This window comes from Pseudomonas cichorii, assembly GCF_003700275.1.
Classification (GTDB): Bacteria; Pseudomonadota; Gammaproteobacteria; order Pseudomonadales; family Pseudomonadaceae; genus Aquipseudomonas; species Aquipseudomonas cichorii_B.
In genome coordinates, this window is sequence record NZ_RBRE01000070.1 from 1 (window position 1) to 17,228 (window position 17,228).

The window sequence follows — 17,228 nt, forward strand, 5'->3', positions numbered from 1 at the left end:
AAAAGTTGACCACTACAATCTCGCCGGTCGAATTTCAGTCCGTAAGGACGGTGTGTTGGTCAGCTTTTCTATCGCTATCGGTGGGGCGAGCAGAACAAAGAGTACGCCTGCGGGTCCTGGCCGCGCAAATCCCTGACAGACATCCGTAACGCTCGCAACCAGGCTCGAGCACTCATCGATGAGCAGATCAATATCAACGAGCAAAAGAAAACCGCCAAGGCACAGGCATACGCCGTAGCTGGGGGTCAGCTTGGACGTCATCGATCGTTGCCAAAACCATGTGTTCAGGCTGTATGTTCTCGACGTGCCCCCCCCCCCGGCAAGACTGGGACTGATTCGAACTCACCAATAACTCGGCGTACGATCGAAGCCCCCTTTCAATTGCCTGAGCCCGACGCGCTGAAACCACACCAATCTGATTATGACAATCTGGCTCGCTAGTTACCGCTCAACGGCGTAACGCAAGATGCTGCGTGGCGAGTACACCCGATCTGAAAAGACGTGCTCCGCTCTGCATTCCTTGACCTTGCTATGGCGGTGGAAAAGTTATTTGACGGTCGCAGAGGCATATTGATCGAGAAGTCTTTCTAACCTTTTCGACTAAAAAATAACGGCATGACTCAATCAGATGGCGTTTAGCCAGTTTGGGTTGATAAGATTGCGCTCTGAATACATTCAACCTGTATATCAATACAGTACCGTGGATTTTCCTGGCCAGGATGGCGAAGTTAGCTACTCACTGGCCAATCTTGTTTTCCAAGATTGGAGTTGCTGTGAACGCGAAGCTCGATTTTGACGCATCAAAGCTCTACGAAGCCCTGAAGTACCAAATCCACGTAGCGATCGACTACTGCCATACCCTTGATAAGGACGATGTCCTTTGGATCGAGGTGTTTGGCGATGTCACCGTCGAAGGCCGTGATCAGGTTGAGGTTAAGGAGTACAGCGACAGCCTGACCGACAGCCATGAAAACCTCTGGAACACTCTCAATAATTGGCTAAAGCCTGATTTCAATCATCAGCAATACGCCAACCTGATCCTGCTGACGACTCAAGCCTATGGTGAGCGAGCAGCTATCAAAGATTGGAATCAGTGGAATGCTGATCAGCGTCTGGCTACGCTGAAAAGTATCCTACAAGATGCCGAGGCTCGCTTCGAAAAGGCCAAGCAGGAAAAAGAGGCAACTGCTGACCAAAGCGAAGAAGGTGGTACAGGAGGAAAAACTCCTGGGCCTTCTAAGGCGCTGACCCTACAGCGTAAGGTGATGGCAAAAGCCATGCGTGAATCGCTGATGGAGGCCCTGCCCAAGGTCAAGATCATCACCGAGCAACCTGACCTGCTTGGCTTGATCGCCAGGTACAAAAGGGCCCATCTTAAAAGTATCCATGAACATCGCATGGACGACTTCTTGAATGACCTCTTTGGCTTCATGACCAACGCCGTCAAGGTCACAGAAGGATGGCGGTTCACCACCGCGGAATTCGACAGCAAATTCACAGAGCTCACCGCCCGCTACCTGATTGGCTCGGTGAAGTTTCCCAGTGTCAACACTGAGGAGATCGAGCGGGAAGCTGCTGAGATGAATGTGCGTGACCGCATTTACGCTCAAAAGCTAGATGAGATCGGCGGCGAGGAGGAGCTTATTCTTGAGGCAACTGCCGATCTACTTCATGCCCACGAATACATTGCCGAGCTGATCAAGGACTGCACCACGTCACAGAGCGACGTGGAAAGCTACAGCAAAAACCATATGCGCACCCATAGTGCCAGCAGGGCAAAACTGATGATCGGTTGCGACGAAACCTGGTCGGTTTCGAAACTGAAGCAGGAATCCCTCAAGTTCTATTACGCGCGCTGTGAATTGGATGTCGTGGGCTTTCGAAACTACGAAGACACTCCCATTGAGTTCCGCAATGGCATCTACCACATGCTCGCAGATGCGGTGCCCGCAAGCTCAGCGAAGGAGTTTCACTGGAGGTTATGGAAATGAATGCAAAACCCATTGAACACCTTTTCACGCTTCAGCGCTCCCCCATCGCACTGGCACCGGTGATCCACAACTTCTTCGCCCACTCCGAACCTAGGGAACGTGACCTGCTATTGAGTTATCTGGTGCTGCCCATGGTGCTGTACCCGGCCATGCAGACGTACCTGCTGGCCGTGAGGAAGACCAGCAACCTGCGCACGCTTTGCAAAGAGCAGTCGCGGCTCGTGGGGCTTACCCACAACACTCAGCAGTTCAAATCCCTCACCAACGCAGCTCTACTTGTCCTTCAAGCAGAGCAAAGCATCGAGATCACCGACGACCTAACTGTTAAGTCGGTCGGGGACGTCAGGGCGTCCAATACCAACCCCAAACAACTTGAAGCCGCCCGCCGGCTTTCCATGGTCTGCGCAGAGGCAGACGTCGTTTCCATCTACAGGACGTTAGGATTCAAGTCTCTATGAAATGCTTTCTGCGGTACATCGGCGTAGTCGACACTCAAGAAAAAATTCACAAGGTGCGACTGGAGCCTGGGCTCAACGTCATCACTGGCAAGTCATCCACTGGAAAAAGTGCGATCCTGGAAATATTCGACTATTGCCTCGGCAGCACCGAAGACACAATTCCGGTGGGCACGATCACTGAGCGCGCAGAGACATTTTTCATTGCGTTGCAATTTCCCAGCTACTTCATCGTGGCCGCACGCAAGAAAAAATCCGACCGCTGCTTTTTGCTTGAGGTGCAAGGCTCCGACCCAGATCAATTGCTCCAACTAATCGAGCAACCCAAGGCCTTCTTCGATCCCAAGCACTACATGCCACTGGCAGACTTCAAGAAAAGCCTCGGGCGCTATTTTGCGATCACTCTGGAAAACATCGACGAAGACCCGTACCTGAAAGCGGCCGGCCGCAACAAATCTGCCACTCCATCGGTACGCAGTTTTTCCTCCTTCATGCTCCAGCATCAAAACCTAGTGGCCAACAAACATGCGATTTTCTACCGCTTCGATGAGAAGGAAAAACGTGACCAGGCGATCAATCACTTCAAAATTCTGATGGGTCTTGTGGACGAAGCTTATTTCGATCTGTACCGGGATCATGAGGTTGCCAAGCACGAACTCAAAAAAATCCAGGCGCAGATTCCCAAGCAAGCTCAGCGCAAAGAAGCTGCGATCGCTCGTTACAACCGTTACCTGACCGAATTCAAGTCCCTGGCAGGTCTTCCTCTAGTTGATGCCACGGCTGAGGACATCTACAGCAAACCCGCGACGATGCTGAAGATGATTTCCGGGCGTTCCGTCAAAATAGACGTGCTCTCAGATCAGGTTGAAATGCGTCGGGCTGAACTTCACTCTCAACGAATTGCTGCGCTGATCGAAAAGCGCAAGCTGCAGGGACAGATGAGGCTGGTCACTGAGTCTCTGACTTCTGCAACACAATTCAGCTTGAGTATGACCGCTGAGACACTGCCCGACTCCATTGAGCTGTCCGAAGCTCATTGCCCGCTTTGCGAGACTCACACCAGCACCCCCGCTATGGAAGCCAACAAGCTCGTAGGTGCTATCGAGTGGTTGAATGACGAGCTCAAGCTGTCCGCCTATGCCCGGGAGAGTTTCGCTGCAGAGCGCCGAAACATTCAGGACGCGCTCGATAAGGCGAACGCAGAGCTGCGTCGTATCCAGGCCGACATCCAGCCACTCGATGAAGAAATTGCCAAGCTCAAGACATCCAAATCGATCGATGAGCAGGCCACCAAGGCCAAGCTTCGGCTTGAAATCGCCATTCAAGATCAGTTGGACAAACCTGAGTCGGAGCTGGCGACTGAAGAAAAAAAACTGCGCACTGAGGTTGATCGCCTGGCCGGTCTACTTGAGAAATACGACATCAAGGACAGGTTGAAAACGTTAAGCAATGAGATCGACGCCAAGATGTGTGAGCTTGGCAACCACTTCGATTTCGAGGAAACGTACAAGCCTTCGAAGCTGCGCTTTGACGTCGAAACGTTCGACCTTTGGTATCAGCAGAATCAGAACACTCGGGTTTACCTACGCTCGATGGGCAGCGGTGCGAACTGGTTGTACTCTCACCTCGCCTTGTTCATGTCCCTGCACTACCAGTTCGCGGCGCTGTCGAACAAAGGGTGCAAGATCCCACCGATACTGTTCCTTGATCAGCCCACCCAGGTGTACTTCCCTGCCTCACTGGATGACGCAGAGGATTTTGATGCTCAAGAGCTTTCAAAACAGGCCAAGCGTGAAGACGCAGTCGACGCAGACATGAGTGCTGTGACCAACATGTTCACTCAGTTGGCCAAGTTCTGTGATGAAACCGGCAAGAAGACAGGCGTAACTCCGCAAATCATCGTCTCGGACCATGCAGATAGACTGACCCTAGGCGAAGGTTACAAGTTTCCGGACTATGTCCGGGCTACATGGAGAACGCGGGGATTCATCGCCGACTAGTAGTCTTCATCCTGAAGGGGGGGATTTACTCCCCCGTTTCCTGATCAGGCCACAGTAGTTGGTGCATCAATCATTACGCCTGAGACCGGAGGGAAGAAATTCCTCTCATCCCGCTCATCGATACTCGGCCTGTTACCAGAGCTGACAACTTGTCGTCAAAGCCCAAACGCGGCGCCTGATGTAATAAAGAACATTCAACGACTTGCCTCAGGCGTGCTTGCGACCGGATAGGACAAAAAAAATCAGGTAGCCCACACGTCGACGTGCCGGCCACCGCGCTTTTCCATTACGTTGCTCCTCAGATGTGTTGACCGGCTAAATCCAGTTTTTTGAGATATTCGCGCAGCGGGTCGAATCCAGATAGATTCCCGACCTACTTACCTTTGGTGCCCATAGTGCCCGCAGCCGTATTGACCAACAGCGGCAGCACTACCGTCATCATCACAAGTGCCCTGCTGGATGCGCTGATCACCCCGCCCCTACTCTGCACAATTACTGGCGATTACCGAAATATCTGCTTCAAATATTGGTAATGTGCTTTCGACGGCGATCCGTACGGTGCTGATCGTTCCCTTTATAGATCTCCCACTGCTTCAGGCTAATTGCGGCCTAAGCCGCGTCCGCGGTAGCAGCTAGCTCTGTAAAACCATGGTTTACTAAGACTGCTAATACCATCGAATCCGGCGAGCGAAACATCTAAACCCGCATGCTACTGATTTGGCCAGCCTGCCGCCTCCGCACTAAAACCGTCCGCGTACTCCCGCTTGGGTGCATTGCTATCTCTCATCTCGATTCCCTATACATCTGAAGCTTCCAACTTGTTACCGTACGTGGAATCGAGGCAGGGTCAGTTTGTTCTCGCTCAGCGATACAGATGCCTACCCATCGATATTTTCTTCCAGTCAGGACGGGAGACGTGGAAAGGCGCGAAACGGCAACTGCGATGTATCGCTTGCCGCAACATCACGATCAAAGTCCGCACGCGTATAGTCGCGCGGGTAATAAGAGAAGCTCTTCAGGTAGAAATATGCGTCTGCATCCATGTAGCGCCTAGACAACTCCAAGCTTGCGGCCTCAGCCGACTTTGCGTCGAAATCATTGCTGAGATGAATCATTGATATCCCGCTGTCGTTCGCGCTCCTTGGGTCGACCGGCGCAGCACCGCTCCTCGACCATTCACGTAAAAGAATGTCCGCAGTTTTCGGTGGGCCATAGGCCACGACCGGGCCAACCGAGACACCGGTAATCGAACCCTTGTGATCATCGAGAAACGAACGCGTTTCTTCTAAAGTCTTGGTCGTTTCCCCGGCATAAAGCAAGACATTGACCTTGGCGGCGATGCCGTGATCGCTACATGCCTTGAGCAAAGTAGACGCTCGCTCTAAGTAGCGATCCGGATTGGGCGATTTGCGCATGTTCAGGATTTGCGTCGGCGACGCTGTTTCGAGCCCGAGATCGAGTACCTTCATGCCTGCCTCAGCGAGACAGGCGATCGTTTCAGGCGTGAGCGCATCGACGCGGCTTTCCGTCCGCCACTGGACATTGAGGCCCGCTGCCCGAAAGGCATTCGCTAGGCCTGTTCCCCATTTCTCATTAGGCGCGAACATCGATGACTGGAAATAGGGTCGGATCTTGCTGTCACCATACTGGCTAGCGACCGCTGCAAATGCACTGGCAATCTGCTCCGGCGCACGTAGTTTCTCAAGCCGGATATCTCGCTCCTCGCAGAAGGCGCAGCCCATTCCGCACCCGCGCGATGCCTCGATACTCGGTTGATAGCGCTCGAAACCTGATATCAAGGGATGCTTCAGGACGAAATCTGGTGTTGGCGCAGGCAGGCGGCGCAAGTCCGGCGAGCTCGTGAGGAGGCTTGCTATAAGCGGTTCTGCCAGCCCTGGGACGAGCAGGTTCGCTTCGGGCATTTTCGCATGCAACCAGTCAGGATCCGGCCCAACTACCCAACGTCCCCCAACAATGATTTTGGCGTCTGGATCAATGCTACGCACCAGCCGGCAAAAAGTCTGCGCCCAAGGAAGAGCATAGAAACTGGGGATGGATAGCATTATTGGCAACCGAGACGGAAATACGCCTTTTTCGAGCAGCACGCCAAGCACCTCGGCGGGTTCGCTGTGCTCGCCATGCAACAGCAGGGTCTCGGTCCCCATGGCATCCAGGATCGTTGCCAGCGATAATGCACCGTAGTTGAGATATAGCTGCCGGCGCGCAAGCATATGATCGCGCTTCTTCGGCGATAACATACCAGCAGATACGAATGCAACCGTATTCGAACGCTTCATTAAGTACCACTTCCTTGTGTTTGAGCAGAAAGGACGCATATGCCATTTATAAGTATCGAGGGCATCGACGGCAGCGGAAAGACCGAGCAGGTTAAGCTACTTGTTGAGCATCTGAGAAGCGCCGGTCAATCGGTGCTACAGACAAAGGAACCGGATGGTGGACAACTGGGTGCGGAAGTGCGGGCGATCCTGACACGACCCGACCGCCGACTCGATCCCGCAGAGCAGCTCTTGCTGGTGAGCGCTGCTCGATTTGATCACGTACAGAGTATTATCCGGCCAGCATTAGCGAATGGCCAGTGGGTCATCTCCGATCGCTTCATCGATTCGACTTACGCGTTTCAGGTTGCGGTATCCGATGTCGACCTGCACCAGTTGTTCCGGTCGACCCGCGACATAGTCGTGGGATCCACACTCCCCGATCTGACGATCATCCTCGACCTTCCGATCGAGGTCGCAAGGAATCGGCGGGGCCAGCGTCACGACGGCGTTGCCGACCCGGCGGAAGCGACGCGGGATTTCGCGGCCATCCAAGACGCGCTACTAACGGTGGCACTTGAGAACCCGAGACGCTGTCATCTAATTGACGCGGACCAGTCGCCAAGTGCGGTTGCACGCGATATCTGGCAATTGGTCGAACCTTTGCTGCGAGACTCTCCGGCAACGCACTAAACGGCCGTGGCACGTCGCCTCAGATCTACTAATACCCGGAACACCTCATGAATCCGCAGACCCGAAATCTGCTTATCCAGCGTGTGATTGACTCGCTTGGCATCTTAGCACCTGGCTCTATCTTCGAGCGTTTTGGGGTCATCCTGATTGAGCGAATGAACGATGTCAGGTTGGTGCAGCGCGGTTCGTCAGTAGGTGGCAGCCCCGTCGGGGGAGCGCTGGATGCCGTTTCCGAAGATGGCCGGATCGTCGTCGAGGCGTCGATCGTGAAGGGTTATTTTTCGGGCGCAATGAAAAAGCCTTGGAGCGATCTCGACCACACTCTCGCGCTGGCACCATTGGCCCAAGACATCTATCTACTGAGTTCGCAGCGCGCAGAAACTGGCGTAATCGAAGCGATGGTAAATGCGGCCCTCCAGCAGGATCGCATGGTCGGGCGACGCCTACACCTGATGGACAGCCGCGCTATCGCCGAGGCCATCATTGACACGCTGATGCTACGGGACGACGCGATCGACGACCTGGCCCAACATCTACCCGTCCTGGCCGAGATCCGCGATGACCACCCCGCATCATTGAACGCCCCGCCGCTGAGCACGCTTTATGTTAAGAATGAAGCGATTGACGCAGAACTGGACAGGCTCCTAGAAACAGCCCCGTGTGTCGAGATCGGCGGCATTGGCGGCATTGGCAAGTCACAAGCCGCAGCCGCCTGCCTACTGCGTAGCGAACGCCGTTTCGAGTACAGGTTCTGGGTCAGCGGTCGCGACATCGACAGTGTCGAACGGCTCTCGTCGGTTCCGGTCCAGCGCGGCGGTGCCGAGCGTAACGTCAGTGCGCTGCTGCGCTGGAACCGCACATTCCTAGTCGTAGACGATGCAAACCCGAGCCTCGTGGTCGAACAGTTAGCCGCATTATGTGGACCGAACTCTCGGATTCTGATCACCCGGCAAAACCCGTCACCTGGAGCGTTCGCTATGCCTACCATGAAAGAGCTACAGGCTCGCGAATTGCTTGGTAAGGGGCTTGATACCCAGCCATCTATGGAGGAGTTCCAGACGATCTGGGGCGCAGTCGGCGGTCACCCTCTGAGCTTGGTGATGCTTAATGCCGCTGCGCACGAGGGCGTGTCGTGGAACGAACTAGCCGAGGACTGCGCTAATGTCGCTAATCTTCAAATTGACGGCGCACGGCTCGCTGACCGTATTCTCGGACGGCTGAAACCGGCGTTAGGGGAGGAGCTGTGCCTGTTCCAGTGGGCAGGCCAGAGTCACTGCGATCGCGCGTTCTTCAAGTACGTTGTCGGAACGTTGCGCTTGAGATCATTCGAACGTCATGGACTTACCGCGCCCGAGAGCGAAGCGTCGATCCGCATCCACGATATCGTCTTTACGGCCCTGAACTCGTTGAATTGGCTAACCGACGAGAAGTCACGACAAATCGACGCTAAGCTCGAGGCGTTCATTCTCAGGCAGATCAGTGAGGACGGACATGGCCTACAACTGATCGCATCGCAGTTGAAGGGCAAGATCGCCAGCAATGTCGAGAATGGTGATCGACGGCCGGCTTTCCTATACGCCTTGTCGATGGTCTGGATGGGTAGCGCCATTAAGATCCATTTGCTGCCCAACCCAGTAGAAGAGGCACAGCGGCTGAAGTCGTTGGGCGCGACCAACAACGACGTAGCCATCCTGGTAGTCCTCGAGTCGATCGAAGCAACGGAACGCTATCTGCGTCAAACGACAGGGAACGCGGCTGCCGTCAAATGGTTAGGAACGGTCGTGCAAGCCTATGGCGACCTTGCAACCATGGCAGACCTTGGTGCTCGTCAAGCCGCTGAAATCAAACACCACCATGCAAAGACTCTACGCGGCTTGGGGAAACATGCTGAAGCCGAACGCTTGTTCGAGGAGGTAGTAGCCAGCCATTCGCTGAATGACGCCAAACTTCAACTGATAAGGTTTGCCGGTTTCAGGGATCAAAGCTATGAGACGGCTAAGCAATATGCGTCAGAGATCATCGCTGAGAAGCTGGACACCGGCAGCGTGTCTCCCTCACTGCTGATGGCACTAGGTGACGCGCTCAATGGTGCGCGTCAATCCTGGGCGGGCGAACTCATCGAACAGCATGAAGAGCTGTTTCTTTCGGAAGCGCTGTACAGTGCAGCCATCGGTATACCGCAAGGCTATCACTCTGTCGCGAGCTTCGTCCGTGCGATGGTCTGGCACGCACCGGAGCGGGTCGAAAGCGTACTGGCGCGCCTGCCCGAACCAACACCATTGATGCTGGACGATGACCAGAGCCGCGGTTCCTATGCGGAGATCATGTTGCTCGCAGCGGGCGCCGACGACAAACCCGTTTACCTGAACCGTGCTCTAGAAGCTTTTGAGACGCTGAAAGCGCCGGCCCCCTATCAGAAGCGCAAATGGGGCGAGACGCTTTACAAACTTGGTCGCTACGCGGAGGCGGAGACTATCCTCGAGACGATCAAAGACAAGAGCGGCCGGATCTGGTTGGCTCATAATCTGTCACAGGTGAAACTCGAACTGGATAAGCTCGAGGAAGCTCTTGCTCTCATTAATGAGTCCATTGCGGGGGCGATCGGCGTGAACAAAAAATACCGCAGCAGCTTCCTTCTGCAGCGCGTCAAGGTGAAGATCAAGCTAAAACAGGATCCAGCCGGAGATATCGCCGAGGGCCATCGATACACAACCAACCCGGGCCTTCTCGATCAGTTTTCCGCGTTCTGACCTTAGCGTGCCCGAGCTTTGTGTAACCAGGGTTGAACTCAGTTCAGGGAATAGGTAACTCCGAACTGGATGATAAAACGAGCGACCATGCTGCGCATACCGCCAGAGTTGATGGGCGTGGTGCCGCAGAACGCAGACGGGCATGACGTGACGTGACTCAGGCATTGACTATAAATTATTAGCTTGGGCCAAGGCAGGCGAGGCTGCTGCAGATCAATGAATGGCTGGGCCGAGCAGTAATCTGCTTTACCCCGTTCGAGGTGCATGACGGCAATGGAAACTGAGCCAGCATAGACAGAAAAGCCGCCCTCTTTGGTGGCTTGTTTAGGCGGGGCTCTGTGATAGAGGCCTAGGTCCGAGGCACCTTACATTGCTGCCTCTTCCTCGGCTGTGGTTCCGCACCACTCACAGCTGTCGCCGAAGGATTCGTCGTAGCCTCCTTGGCTGACAATTTGACCATCCTCCTTGGCCAAGGAGTCCTGTTCGACGCAATCATTACACAGGGTCACGGTCGGGTATTGTTCGGCAGCACGATCGGACTGCATATCTCCAAAGACGGTACATGTTTTCATGGATATGGCTCCTAGATCGTGATGGCCCAGTGTAGCCACATTTGCGGCTTCGAGGACACCGGGCATTGATAGTCTGTTGTAACCCATTCGCGCCTACCGTACCCCCCCGGGCTACGTAGACATCTCTTTGCCTTGAATTTGATTCCGACCTCAAAAAAAGTCCATTCAGATGCTCTGTCGCCCAAATGCCAGCTCTAGTGACCTTTAGGATTAGCCAAAGCGAATACCCGCTCGTCGAGTGTAGTCAATAGTGAAAATCCACTGTGGATCGAAACACAGGCGCTCAAACACTCCCCGTCGTGCGCTACCTTAGAACTTCATACTCATCACGACGCGACTAGGAACCATGGAATGAATCGCAAGCAGTTTCTGGAACAGCCGGACGTGCTCGGCCTCATCGAGTGGCTAATCGAAAACCTCCCCACTCTGCCGGTGCATCTGAAGGTCGCGCGCAGCAGGTTTGTGCGCAAAGCGATCGACTGCAAGGTTCAAGGAATCGAAGCGGTTCAGGCGGAATACCAGTGGGGCGGGAACTGGGAGACGGTCAAGGCGGAGCTGCGCCGGCTGCGCATTCGCTTGCGCCTGGCGGTTCGCGCCCGCGATGAGTTCGCCACGCATGGAGCCTGCGAAGCAATCCTAGCGTGGGGAAATGTCGATGGCGCCGTCGGATTCCTCAAGGAGCAAATGCACGATAAGAACTTGGTGAATTACCTAAAGCAGTGCCAGGCGCTTCTCGCGCTGGATCGCAAGCAGCAGCTCAACCACCTCACCAAGCAGAACATCCTAAGATTCGACTCGGGCATGACTAAGATCCATGCCCTGCTCGACACCACTGGCTCTCCCATCTATGACGGCCGGGTCGGTGCCGCCATCGCGCTGCTCTACCACCTGTACCGCCAAGGCACCGGCACCACTGCGCCGCAGACACTGGACTTCGCCTGGGGGCCAGGGATCGGCGACCAGATTCGAAACCCAAAACACTTAAAGCTTGGCTACAACGGTACACCGCAACTCTCCACCACCAGTCGCCACCTTTGGGCACGGCGCCAGCTCCAATTAGGTTGGATCATCCGCGCGGTACTAGAAGGGTCCGAACTATTCGCCAAGCAGCCTCATCTGGTAGACCGCTGCCACGCCTTTGAAGCTGGATTGTTCATGATGGGCTATGACCTACGCAGTCTAGTCCCCGACGGCTATACGATCCCAGTGCCGCCCAAGCCTAACTACCGGGTACGCAGGATGACCCGAGCGACCTGAGATAAACAAGCTGATGGTTGACCTGTATGTAGTTCTCAATAAGCAGGAAAATAGTCTTAAACACTCAAAAACGTCAGGACCTGAAGAGAAAGACCAAACAACATTGGTAAAGAGACCACGAGTGAGCGCCAAAGCCTGCGTCCGCCCACGCGGAAGCCGTGAGGATTCCACCCAGAGCCGGTGGTTTTGTGGGGGTAAAAACGACCAAAAATAAAAAAGGGTCGCGAGATAAAATCTCGCAACCCTTTGAATTATATGGTCGGGACGGAGTGATTCGAACACTCGACCCCTAGCACCCCATGCTAGTGCGCTACCGGACTGCGCTACGCCCCGACTAGGCGTGAAACTGTTTCGCAACTTGCGAAAGCGATGAGGAATATACCCTAAGCTTTTGAATTATGGAAGTATCTTGCCTCTTCGTTTAAGCACGAAGGATCACAAGTACGTCTTCCAGTTCGGCAATCATCTGCCGGATCATCTGCTTGTTGTGCTGGGTATCGTCCTTCACCTCTCCGCTGGAAAGACGCAACCGGGCTCCACCGATGGTGAAGCCCTGGTCGTAGAGCAAGGCGCGGATCTGGCGGATCATCAGCACGTCCTGGCGCTGATAATACCGGCGGTTTCCGCGTCGCTTGACGGGGTTGAGTTGAGGAAACTCCTGCTCCCAATAGCGCAGAACGTGCGGTTTGACCGCGCAGAGCTCGCTGACTTCACCAATGGTGAAGTAGCGTTTGCCCGGGATAGGCGGTAGCTCGTCGTTATGACTTGGTTCCAGCATAAGCCTCAACTCGGGCCTTCAACTTCTGCCCTGGACGAAAGGTGACCACACGGCGAGCAGTGATCGGAATCTCCTCGCCGGTCTTTGGATTTCTACCAGGCCGCTGGCGTTTGTCGCGCAGGTCGAAATTGCCGAATCCGGACAATTTCACCTGTTCGTTGTCTTCCAGAGCGTGCCTGATTTCCTCAAAGAACAGCTCCACCAATTCCTTGGCTTCTCGTTTATTCAGGCCCAGCTCTTCGTACAGACGTTCGGCCATCTCAGCTTTCGTCAGAGCCCCCATATACGCTACTTCCTTAACGTGACGTTTAACCTTTCCTCAAGTGAATTGAGGATAGCAAGTGTCGTTGCGTTTACCTCATCGTCGTTAAGAGTGCGCGATGGATGCTGCCAGGTCAAGCCAACTGCAAGGCTTTTTCTATGCGGATCAATGCCTTTACCCTGATAAACGTCAAATAGCCTGAGGTCCGTGAGCCATTCGCCTGCATTTTCACGAATAACCTCAAGAACCGCACTGGCATTGACGTCCCGATCAGCCAGCAAAGCCAGGTCGCGACGCACTTCCGGGAAGCGCGAAAGCTCATGGAATTTCGGCAGACGGCCTTTAGCCACTTCAGCCAGGACCAGCTCGAACACAAACACCGGACGATCAAGCCCCAGCGTTTTTGCCAGCTCAGGGTGAATCGCGCCCAGGAAGCCGACTTCACGACCATCGCGCTCGATCCGGGCAGTCTGGCCAGGATGCAGGGCCGGGTGTTGGCCCGCCGAGAAGGTGAACTCGCCCAATGCGCCAGCAAAACCCAGCACCGACTCAACGTCCGCTTTCACGTCGAAGAAGTCGACCGCATCGCGGCCTTGTGCCCAGCCTTCAGGCAGACGGCTGCCACATACCACACCGGCCAGCATCGGCTCTTGCTTCAGACCATCAAGCTGACCAACGAAACGCAGGCCGCTTTCAAACATGCGGACGCGATCCTGCTGGCGATTGAGGTTGTGCTGCAAGGCCTTGACCAGGCCCGGCCATAGCGAAGAGCGCATGGCCGCCATGTCGTTGGAGATCGGGTTGGCCAGCAGCAGCGGCTCTACGCCCGGGCTGAACAGCTCGAAAACCTTGGGATCGATGAAGCTGTACGTGATCGCTTCCTGATAGCCACGCGCAACCAGCAGACGACGCAGCTCTGGCAGATCGCCACGCGCTTCGGCCTTGGCTTGTGGCGCCAGACGGGCTTGCGGGTAACGAACCGGCAGATGGTTGTAGCCATAAAGGCGCGCCAGTTCTTCGATCAGATCGACTTCCAGGCTGATGTCGAAACGATGACTTGGCACTTCGACAGTCCACTGACCAACAGCTTCGCTGCTCAGCTTCAAGCCCAGCGCCGTGAGCAGGCGTTCGATTTCAGCGTTTTCGATCACCAGACCGAGCATTTGCTCGACACGGCTTGCACGCAAGGTGACGGTGGCAATCGACGGCAGATGCTGTTCGCTGACAGCTTCGATGACCGGACCCGCTTCACCACCGGTAATGTCCAGCAGCAGGCCGGTCGCACGTTCCATGGCTTCGCGCGCCAGTTGCCAGTCCACGCCACGCTCGTAACGATGCGAAGCATCGGTGTGCAGGCCGTAGGAACGAGCCTTGCCAGCTACCGAGATGGTGTCGAAGAAGGCGCTTTCCAGAAAGATATCGCGGGTCTTGGTGGTGACACCGCTGTGCTCGCCACCCATCACGCCAGCAATGGCCAGGGCGCGCTGGTGGTCGGCAATGACCAGAGTGTCGGCACGCAGGCTGACTTCCTGACCATCGAGCAGGACCAGTTTCTCGCCCTCCTCGGCCATGCGTACGCGAATCCCGCCATTGATTTCGGCCAGATCGAATGCATGCAGCGGCTGACCCAGCTCAAGCATGACGTAATTGGTGATATCGACGGCCGCATCGATGCTGCGCACGTCCGAACGACGCAGACGCTCCACCATCCACAAGGGTGTAGGACGCGACAGGTCGACGTTACGAATCACACGCCCCAGGTAACGCGGGCAAGCAGCAGGCGCCAGAACTTCGACCGGACGAACTTCGTCGTGCACGACGGCAACGGCAGCCACCTGCGGACGGGTCACCGGAGCGTCATACAGCGCGCCGACTTCGCGAGCCAGACCGGCAAGCGACAGACAGTCGCCACGGTTCGGGGTCAGGTCGACTTCGATGCTGGCATCGTCCAGCTCAAGGTAAACGCGGATATCCTGGCCGACAGGCGCATCGGCAGCCAGTTCCATCAGGCCATCGTTGCCTTCGCCCAATTGCAGCTCGGCAGCGGAACACAGCATGCCGTTGGATTCGACGCCGCGCAGCTTGGCCTTCTTGATCTTGAAGTCGCCCGGCAGCTCGGCACCGATCATTGCGAAAGGAATCTTCAGGCCAGGACGCACGTTTGGCGCGCCACAGACGACCTGCAGTGTTTCAGCACCATTGCTGACCTGACAAACGCGCAGTTTGTCAGCATCAGGATGTTGCTCGGTGCTCAGTACTTCACCAACTACCACCCCCGTGAAGACGCCGGCGGCCAGCGTTACGCTGTCAACCTCAAGACCGGCCATCGACAGACGGGCAACCAGCTCGTCACGGGACACTTGCGGGCTTACCCAGCCGCGCAACCATTGTTCACTGAATTTCATCCTGCTCTCCTAAATAGATTCGTTACGGACCAGCGCTCTAGCGAAATTGCGCCAGGAACCGCAGGTCGTTGTCGAAGAACAGGCGCAGGTCATTGACGCCGTAACGCAGCATTGCCAAACGCTCGACACCCATGCCGAAAGCAAAGCCCTGGAACTCTTCAGGGTCGATGCCGGACATGCGCAATACGTTCGGGTGGACCATTCCGCAGCCCATGACTTCCAGCCAGCCGGTCTGTTTGCAGACGCGACAGCCTTTACCGCTGCACATCACGCATTCCATATCGACTTCAGCGGACGGCTCGGTGAACGGGAAGAACGACGGACGGAAACGTACCGCCAGCTCCTTCTCGAAGAACACACGCAGGAACTCTTCGATGGTGCCCTTCAGATCGGCGAAGTTGATATCGCGGTCGACCAGCAGGCCTTCGATCTGGTGGAACATCGGCGAGTGGGTGATATCCGAGTCACAGCGATACACACGGCCTGGACATACGATCCGGATCGGTGGTTGTTGCGATTCCATGGTTCGCACCTGCACCGGCGAGGTGTGGGTACGCAGCAGCATGTTCGCATTGAAATAGAAGGTGTCATGCATCGCCCGCGCCGGGTGGTGGCCAGGGATGTTGAGCGCCTCAAAGTTGTGGTAATCGTCTTCGACCTCAGGGCCTTCGGCAATGCCGTAGCCAATGTGAGTGAAGAATTGTTCGATACGCTCCAGAGTCCGGGTGATCGGATGCAGGCCACCAGAGGTCTGGCCGCGTCCCGGCAGGGTCACGTCAATGCACTCGGCCGCGAGCCTGGCAGTCAGTTCTGCCTGCTCAAACGACGCCTTGCGGGCATTGAGAACTTCTGTGACACGTTCCTTGGCAACGTTGATCAGTGCGCCGACTTGCGGGCGCTCTTCTGCAGGCAGGTTCCCCAGGGTCTTCATCACCTGAGTCAACTCGCCTTTCTTGCCGAGGTAGTGGACCCGGATTTGCTCCAGGGCATTGATATCTTCGGCGCTTTGCACAGCCTCAAGAGCTTGCGAGACCAGCGCGTCCAGGTTTTCCATGTACAGACTCCAGATACGAAATAGGGGAAGAGCCAAAGGCTCTTCCCCTATTTATGACGTTCAAAACCGAACCCGGAAACCGGGCCCGGTGATTGTCGGGGACTTAGGCCAAAGTGGCTTTAGCTTTCTCGACAATCGCAGCAAACGCCGCTTTTTCGTTCACTGCCAGATCAGCCAGAACCTTACGGTCGATCTCGATGGACGCCTTTTTCAGGCCAGCGATCAAACGGCTGTAAGACAGACCGTTGGTACGAGCACCAGCGTTGATACGAGCGATCCACAGAGCGCGGAACTGACGTTTTTTCTGACGACGGTCACGGTAGGCGTATTGGCCTGCCTTGATTACCGCTTGCTTGGCAACACGGAATACGCGTGAACGCGCGCCGTAGTAGCCTTTAGCAAGTTTCAGAATTTTTTTGTGACGCTTACGGGCAATGACGCCACGCTTTACACGAGCCATGAGTTACTTCCTCTATTCTTGATCAAAATTAACGAAGGCGCAGCATGCGCTCGACTTTTGCCACGTCAGACGGATGCAGCAAGCTGCTACCGCGCAGTTGACGCTTACGCTTGGTCGACATTTTGGTCAGGATGTGGCTCTTGAAAGCGTGTTTGTGCTTGATGCCGTTAGCAGTTTTCAGAAACCGCTTAGCTGCACCACTTTTAGTCTTCATCTTTGGCATGTTCGGATACTCCGCATTCAGTTGATAAACATAACCGCAAGGCCTGCCGTGC

General features: G+C 55.4%; 14 protein-coding genes, 1 tRNA gene and 1 pseudogene. 7 read left to right on the plus strand and 9 right to left on the minus strand.

Going from position 1 to position 17,228, the window contains the following annotated elements:
* The 4 genes and pseudogenes from ALQ04_RS27320 to ALQ04_RS19075 form a co-directional block, all read left to right on the plus strand.
* Nucleotides 1–249: pseudogene (locus tag ALQ04_RS27320) on the plus strand (integrase arm-type DNA-binding domain-containing protein); the annotation flags it as partial.
* Nucleotides 250–773: 524 nt separating this feature from the next.
* Nucleotides 774–1,991, plus strand: coding sequence for a hypothetical protein (locus ALQ04_RS19065; protein ID WP_122317390.1), 1,218 nt, complete (start codon nucleotides 774–776; stop codon nucleotides 1,989–1,991).
* Nucleotides 1,988–2,449 carry a three component ABC system middle component gene (locus ALQ04_RS19070; RefSeq protein WP_111452659.1) on the plus strand — a complete coding sequence of 154 codons (462 nt, stop codon included), beginning with the start codon at nucleotides 1,988–1,990 and terminating at the stop codon, nucleotides 2,447–2,449. The genes ALQ04_RS19065 and ALQ04_RS19070 overlap by 4 nt, the downstream gene beginning before the upstream one ends.
* On the plus strand, nucleotides 2,446–4,446 hold the full coding sequence (locus ALQ04_RS19075; protein WP_111452658.1) for a DUF3732 domain-containing protein: 2,001 nt from the start codon (nucleotides 2,446–2,448) through the stop codon (nucleotides 4,444–4,446). Before ALQ04_RS19070 ends, ALQ04_RS19075 begins: the two co-directional genes overlap by 4 nt.
* Nucleotides 4,447–5,348: 902 nt before the next feature.
* Here the strand turns inward: ALQ04_RS19075 and ALQ04_RS19080 are convergent.
* Entirely contained in the window at nucleotides 5,349–6,743 is a 1,395-nt protein-coding gene (locus ALQ04_RS19080; RefSeq protein WP_122317303.1) for a radical SAM protein, read from the minus strand.
* A 39-nt stretch (nucleotides 6,744–6,782) separates the two neighbouring features.
* Between ALQ04_RS19080 and tmk the strand changes: the two genes are divergently transcribed.
* Entirely contained in the window at nucleotides 6,783–7,415 is a 633-nt protein-coding gene (gene tmk, locus ALQ04_RS19085) for a dTMP kinase (RefSeq protein WP_122317304.1), read from the plus strand.
* Nucleotides 7,416–7,462: 47 nt separating this feature from the next.
* Nucleotides 7,463–10,165, plus strand: a complete 2,703-nt coding sequence (locus ALQ04_RS19090; RefSeq protein ID WP_122317305.1) for a tetratricopeptide repeat protein — start codon at nucleotides 7,463–7,465, stop codon at nucleotides 10,163–10,165.
* Between the two features lie 365 nt (nucleotides 10,166–10,530).
* On the opposite strand, the gene ALQ04_RS19100 is transcribed toward ALQ04_RS19090, so the two are convergent.
* Nucleotides 10,531–10,737 carry a hypothetical protein gene (locus ALQ04_RS19100; RefSeq protein WP_122317306.1) on the minus strand — a complete coding sequence of 69 codons (207 nt, stop codon included), beginning with the start codon at nucleotides 10,735–10,737 and terminating at the stop codon, nucleotides 10,531–10,533.
* A gap of 351 nt (nucleotides 10,738–11,088) precedes the next feature.
* Between ALQ04_RS19100 and ALQ04_RS19105 the strand changes: the two genes are divergently transcribed.
* Nucleotides 11,089–11,994 carry a hypothetical protein gene (locus ALQ04_RS19105; protein WP_122317307.1) on the plus strand — a complete coding sequence of 302 codons (906 nt, stop codon included), beginning with the start codon at nucleotides 11,089–11,091 and terminating at the stop codon, nucleotides 11,992–11,994.
* Between the two features lie 256 nt (nucleotides 11,995–12,250).
* Here ALQ04_RS19105 and ALQ04_RS19110 read toward each other — a convergent pair.
* From ALQ04_RS19110 to rpmI, 7 genes are all read right to left on the minus strand, one after another.
* Nucleotides 12,251–12,327: transfer RNA gene (locus ALQ04_RS19110), tRNA-Pro, on the minus strand.
* 88 nt (nucleotides 12,328–12,415) lie between these two features.
* Complete coding sequence (locus tag ALQ04_RS19115; RefSeq protein WP_122317308.1) at nucleotides 12,416–12,772, minus strand: MerR family transcriptional regulator; 357 nt, start codon at nucleotides 12,770–12,772, stop codon at nucleotides 12,416–12,418.
* Nucleotides 12,753–13,055 carry an integration host factor subunit alpha gene (gene ihfA / locus ALQ04_RS19120; RefSeq protein WP_002553164.1) on the minus strand — a complete coding sequence of 101 codons (303 nt, stop codon included), beginning with the start codon at nucleotides 13,053–13,055 and terminating at the stop codon, nucleotides 12,753–12,755. Before ihfA ends, ALQ04_RS19115 begins: the two co-directional genes overlap by 20 nt.
* A gap of 5 nt (nucleotides 13,056–13,060) precedes the next feature.
* Nucleotides 13,061–15,439 carry a phenylalanine--tRNA ligase subunit beta gene (gene pheT / locus ALQ04_RS19125; RefSeq protein WP_122317309.1) on the minus strand — a complete coding sequence of 793 codons (2,379 nt, stop codon included), beginning with the start codon at nucleotides 15,437–15,439 and terminating at the stop codon, nucleotides 13,061–13,063.
* A 37-nt stretch (nucleotides 15,440–15,476) separates the two neighbouring features.
* Nucleotides 15,477–16,493, minus strand: a complete 1,017-nt coding sequence (gene pheS, locus ALQ04_RS19130) for a phenylalanine--tRNA ligase subunit alpha (RefSeq protein WP_024685429.1) — start codon at nucleotides 16,491–16,493, stop codon at nucleotides 15,477–15,479.
* A gap of 103 nt (nucleotides 16,494–16,596) precedes the next feature.
* The gene (rplT, locus tag ALQ04_RS19135; RefSeq protein ID WP_016963673.1) at nucleotides 16,597–16,953 is read right to left on the minus strand and encodes a 50S ribosomal protein L20; all 357 of its coding nucleotides are present in this window, start codon (nucleotides 16,951–16,953) and stop codon (nucleotides 16,597–16,599) included.
* A 28-nt stretch (nucleotides 16,954–16,981) separates the two neighbouring features.
* Nucleotides 16,982–17,176 carry a 50S ribosomal protein L35 gene (rpmI, locus tag ALQ04_RS19140; protein WP_002553160.1) on the minus strand — a complete coding sequence of 65 codons (195 nt, stop codon included), beginning with the start codon at nucleotides 17,174–17,176 and terminating at the stop codon, nucleotides 16,982–16,984.
* Nucleotides 17,177–17,228: the final 52 nt, after the last annotated feature.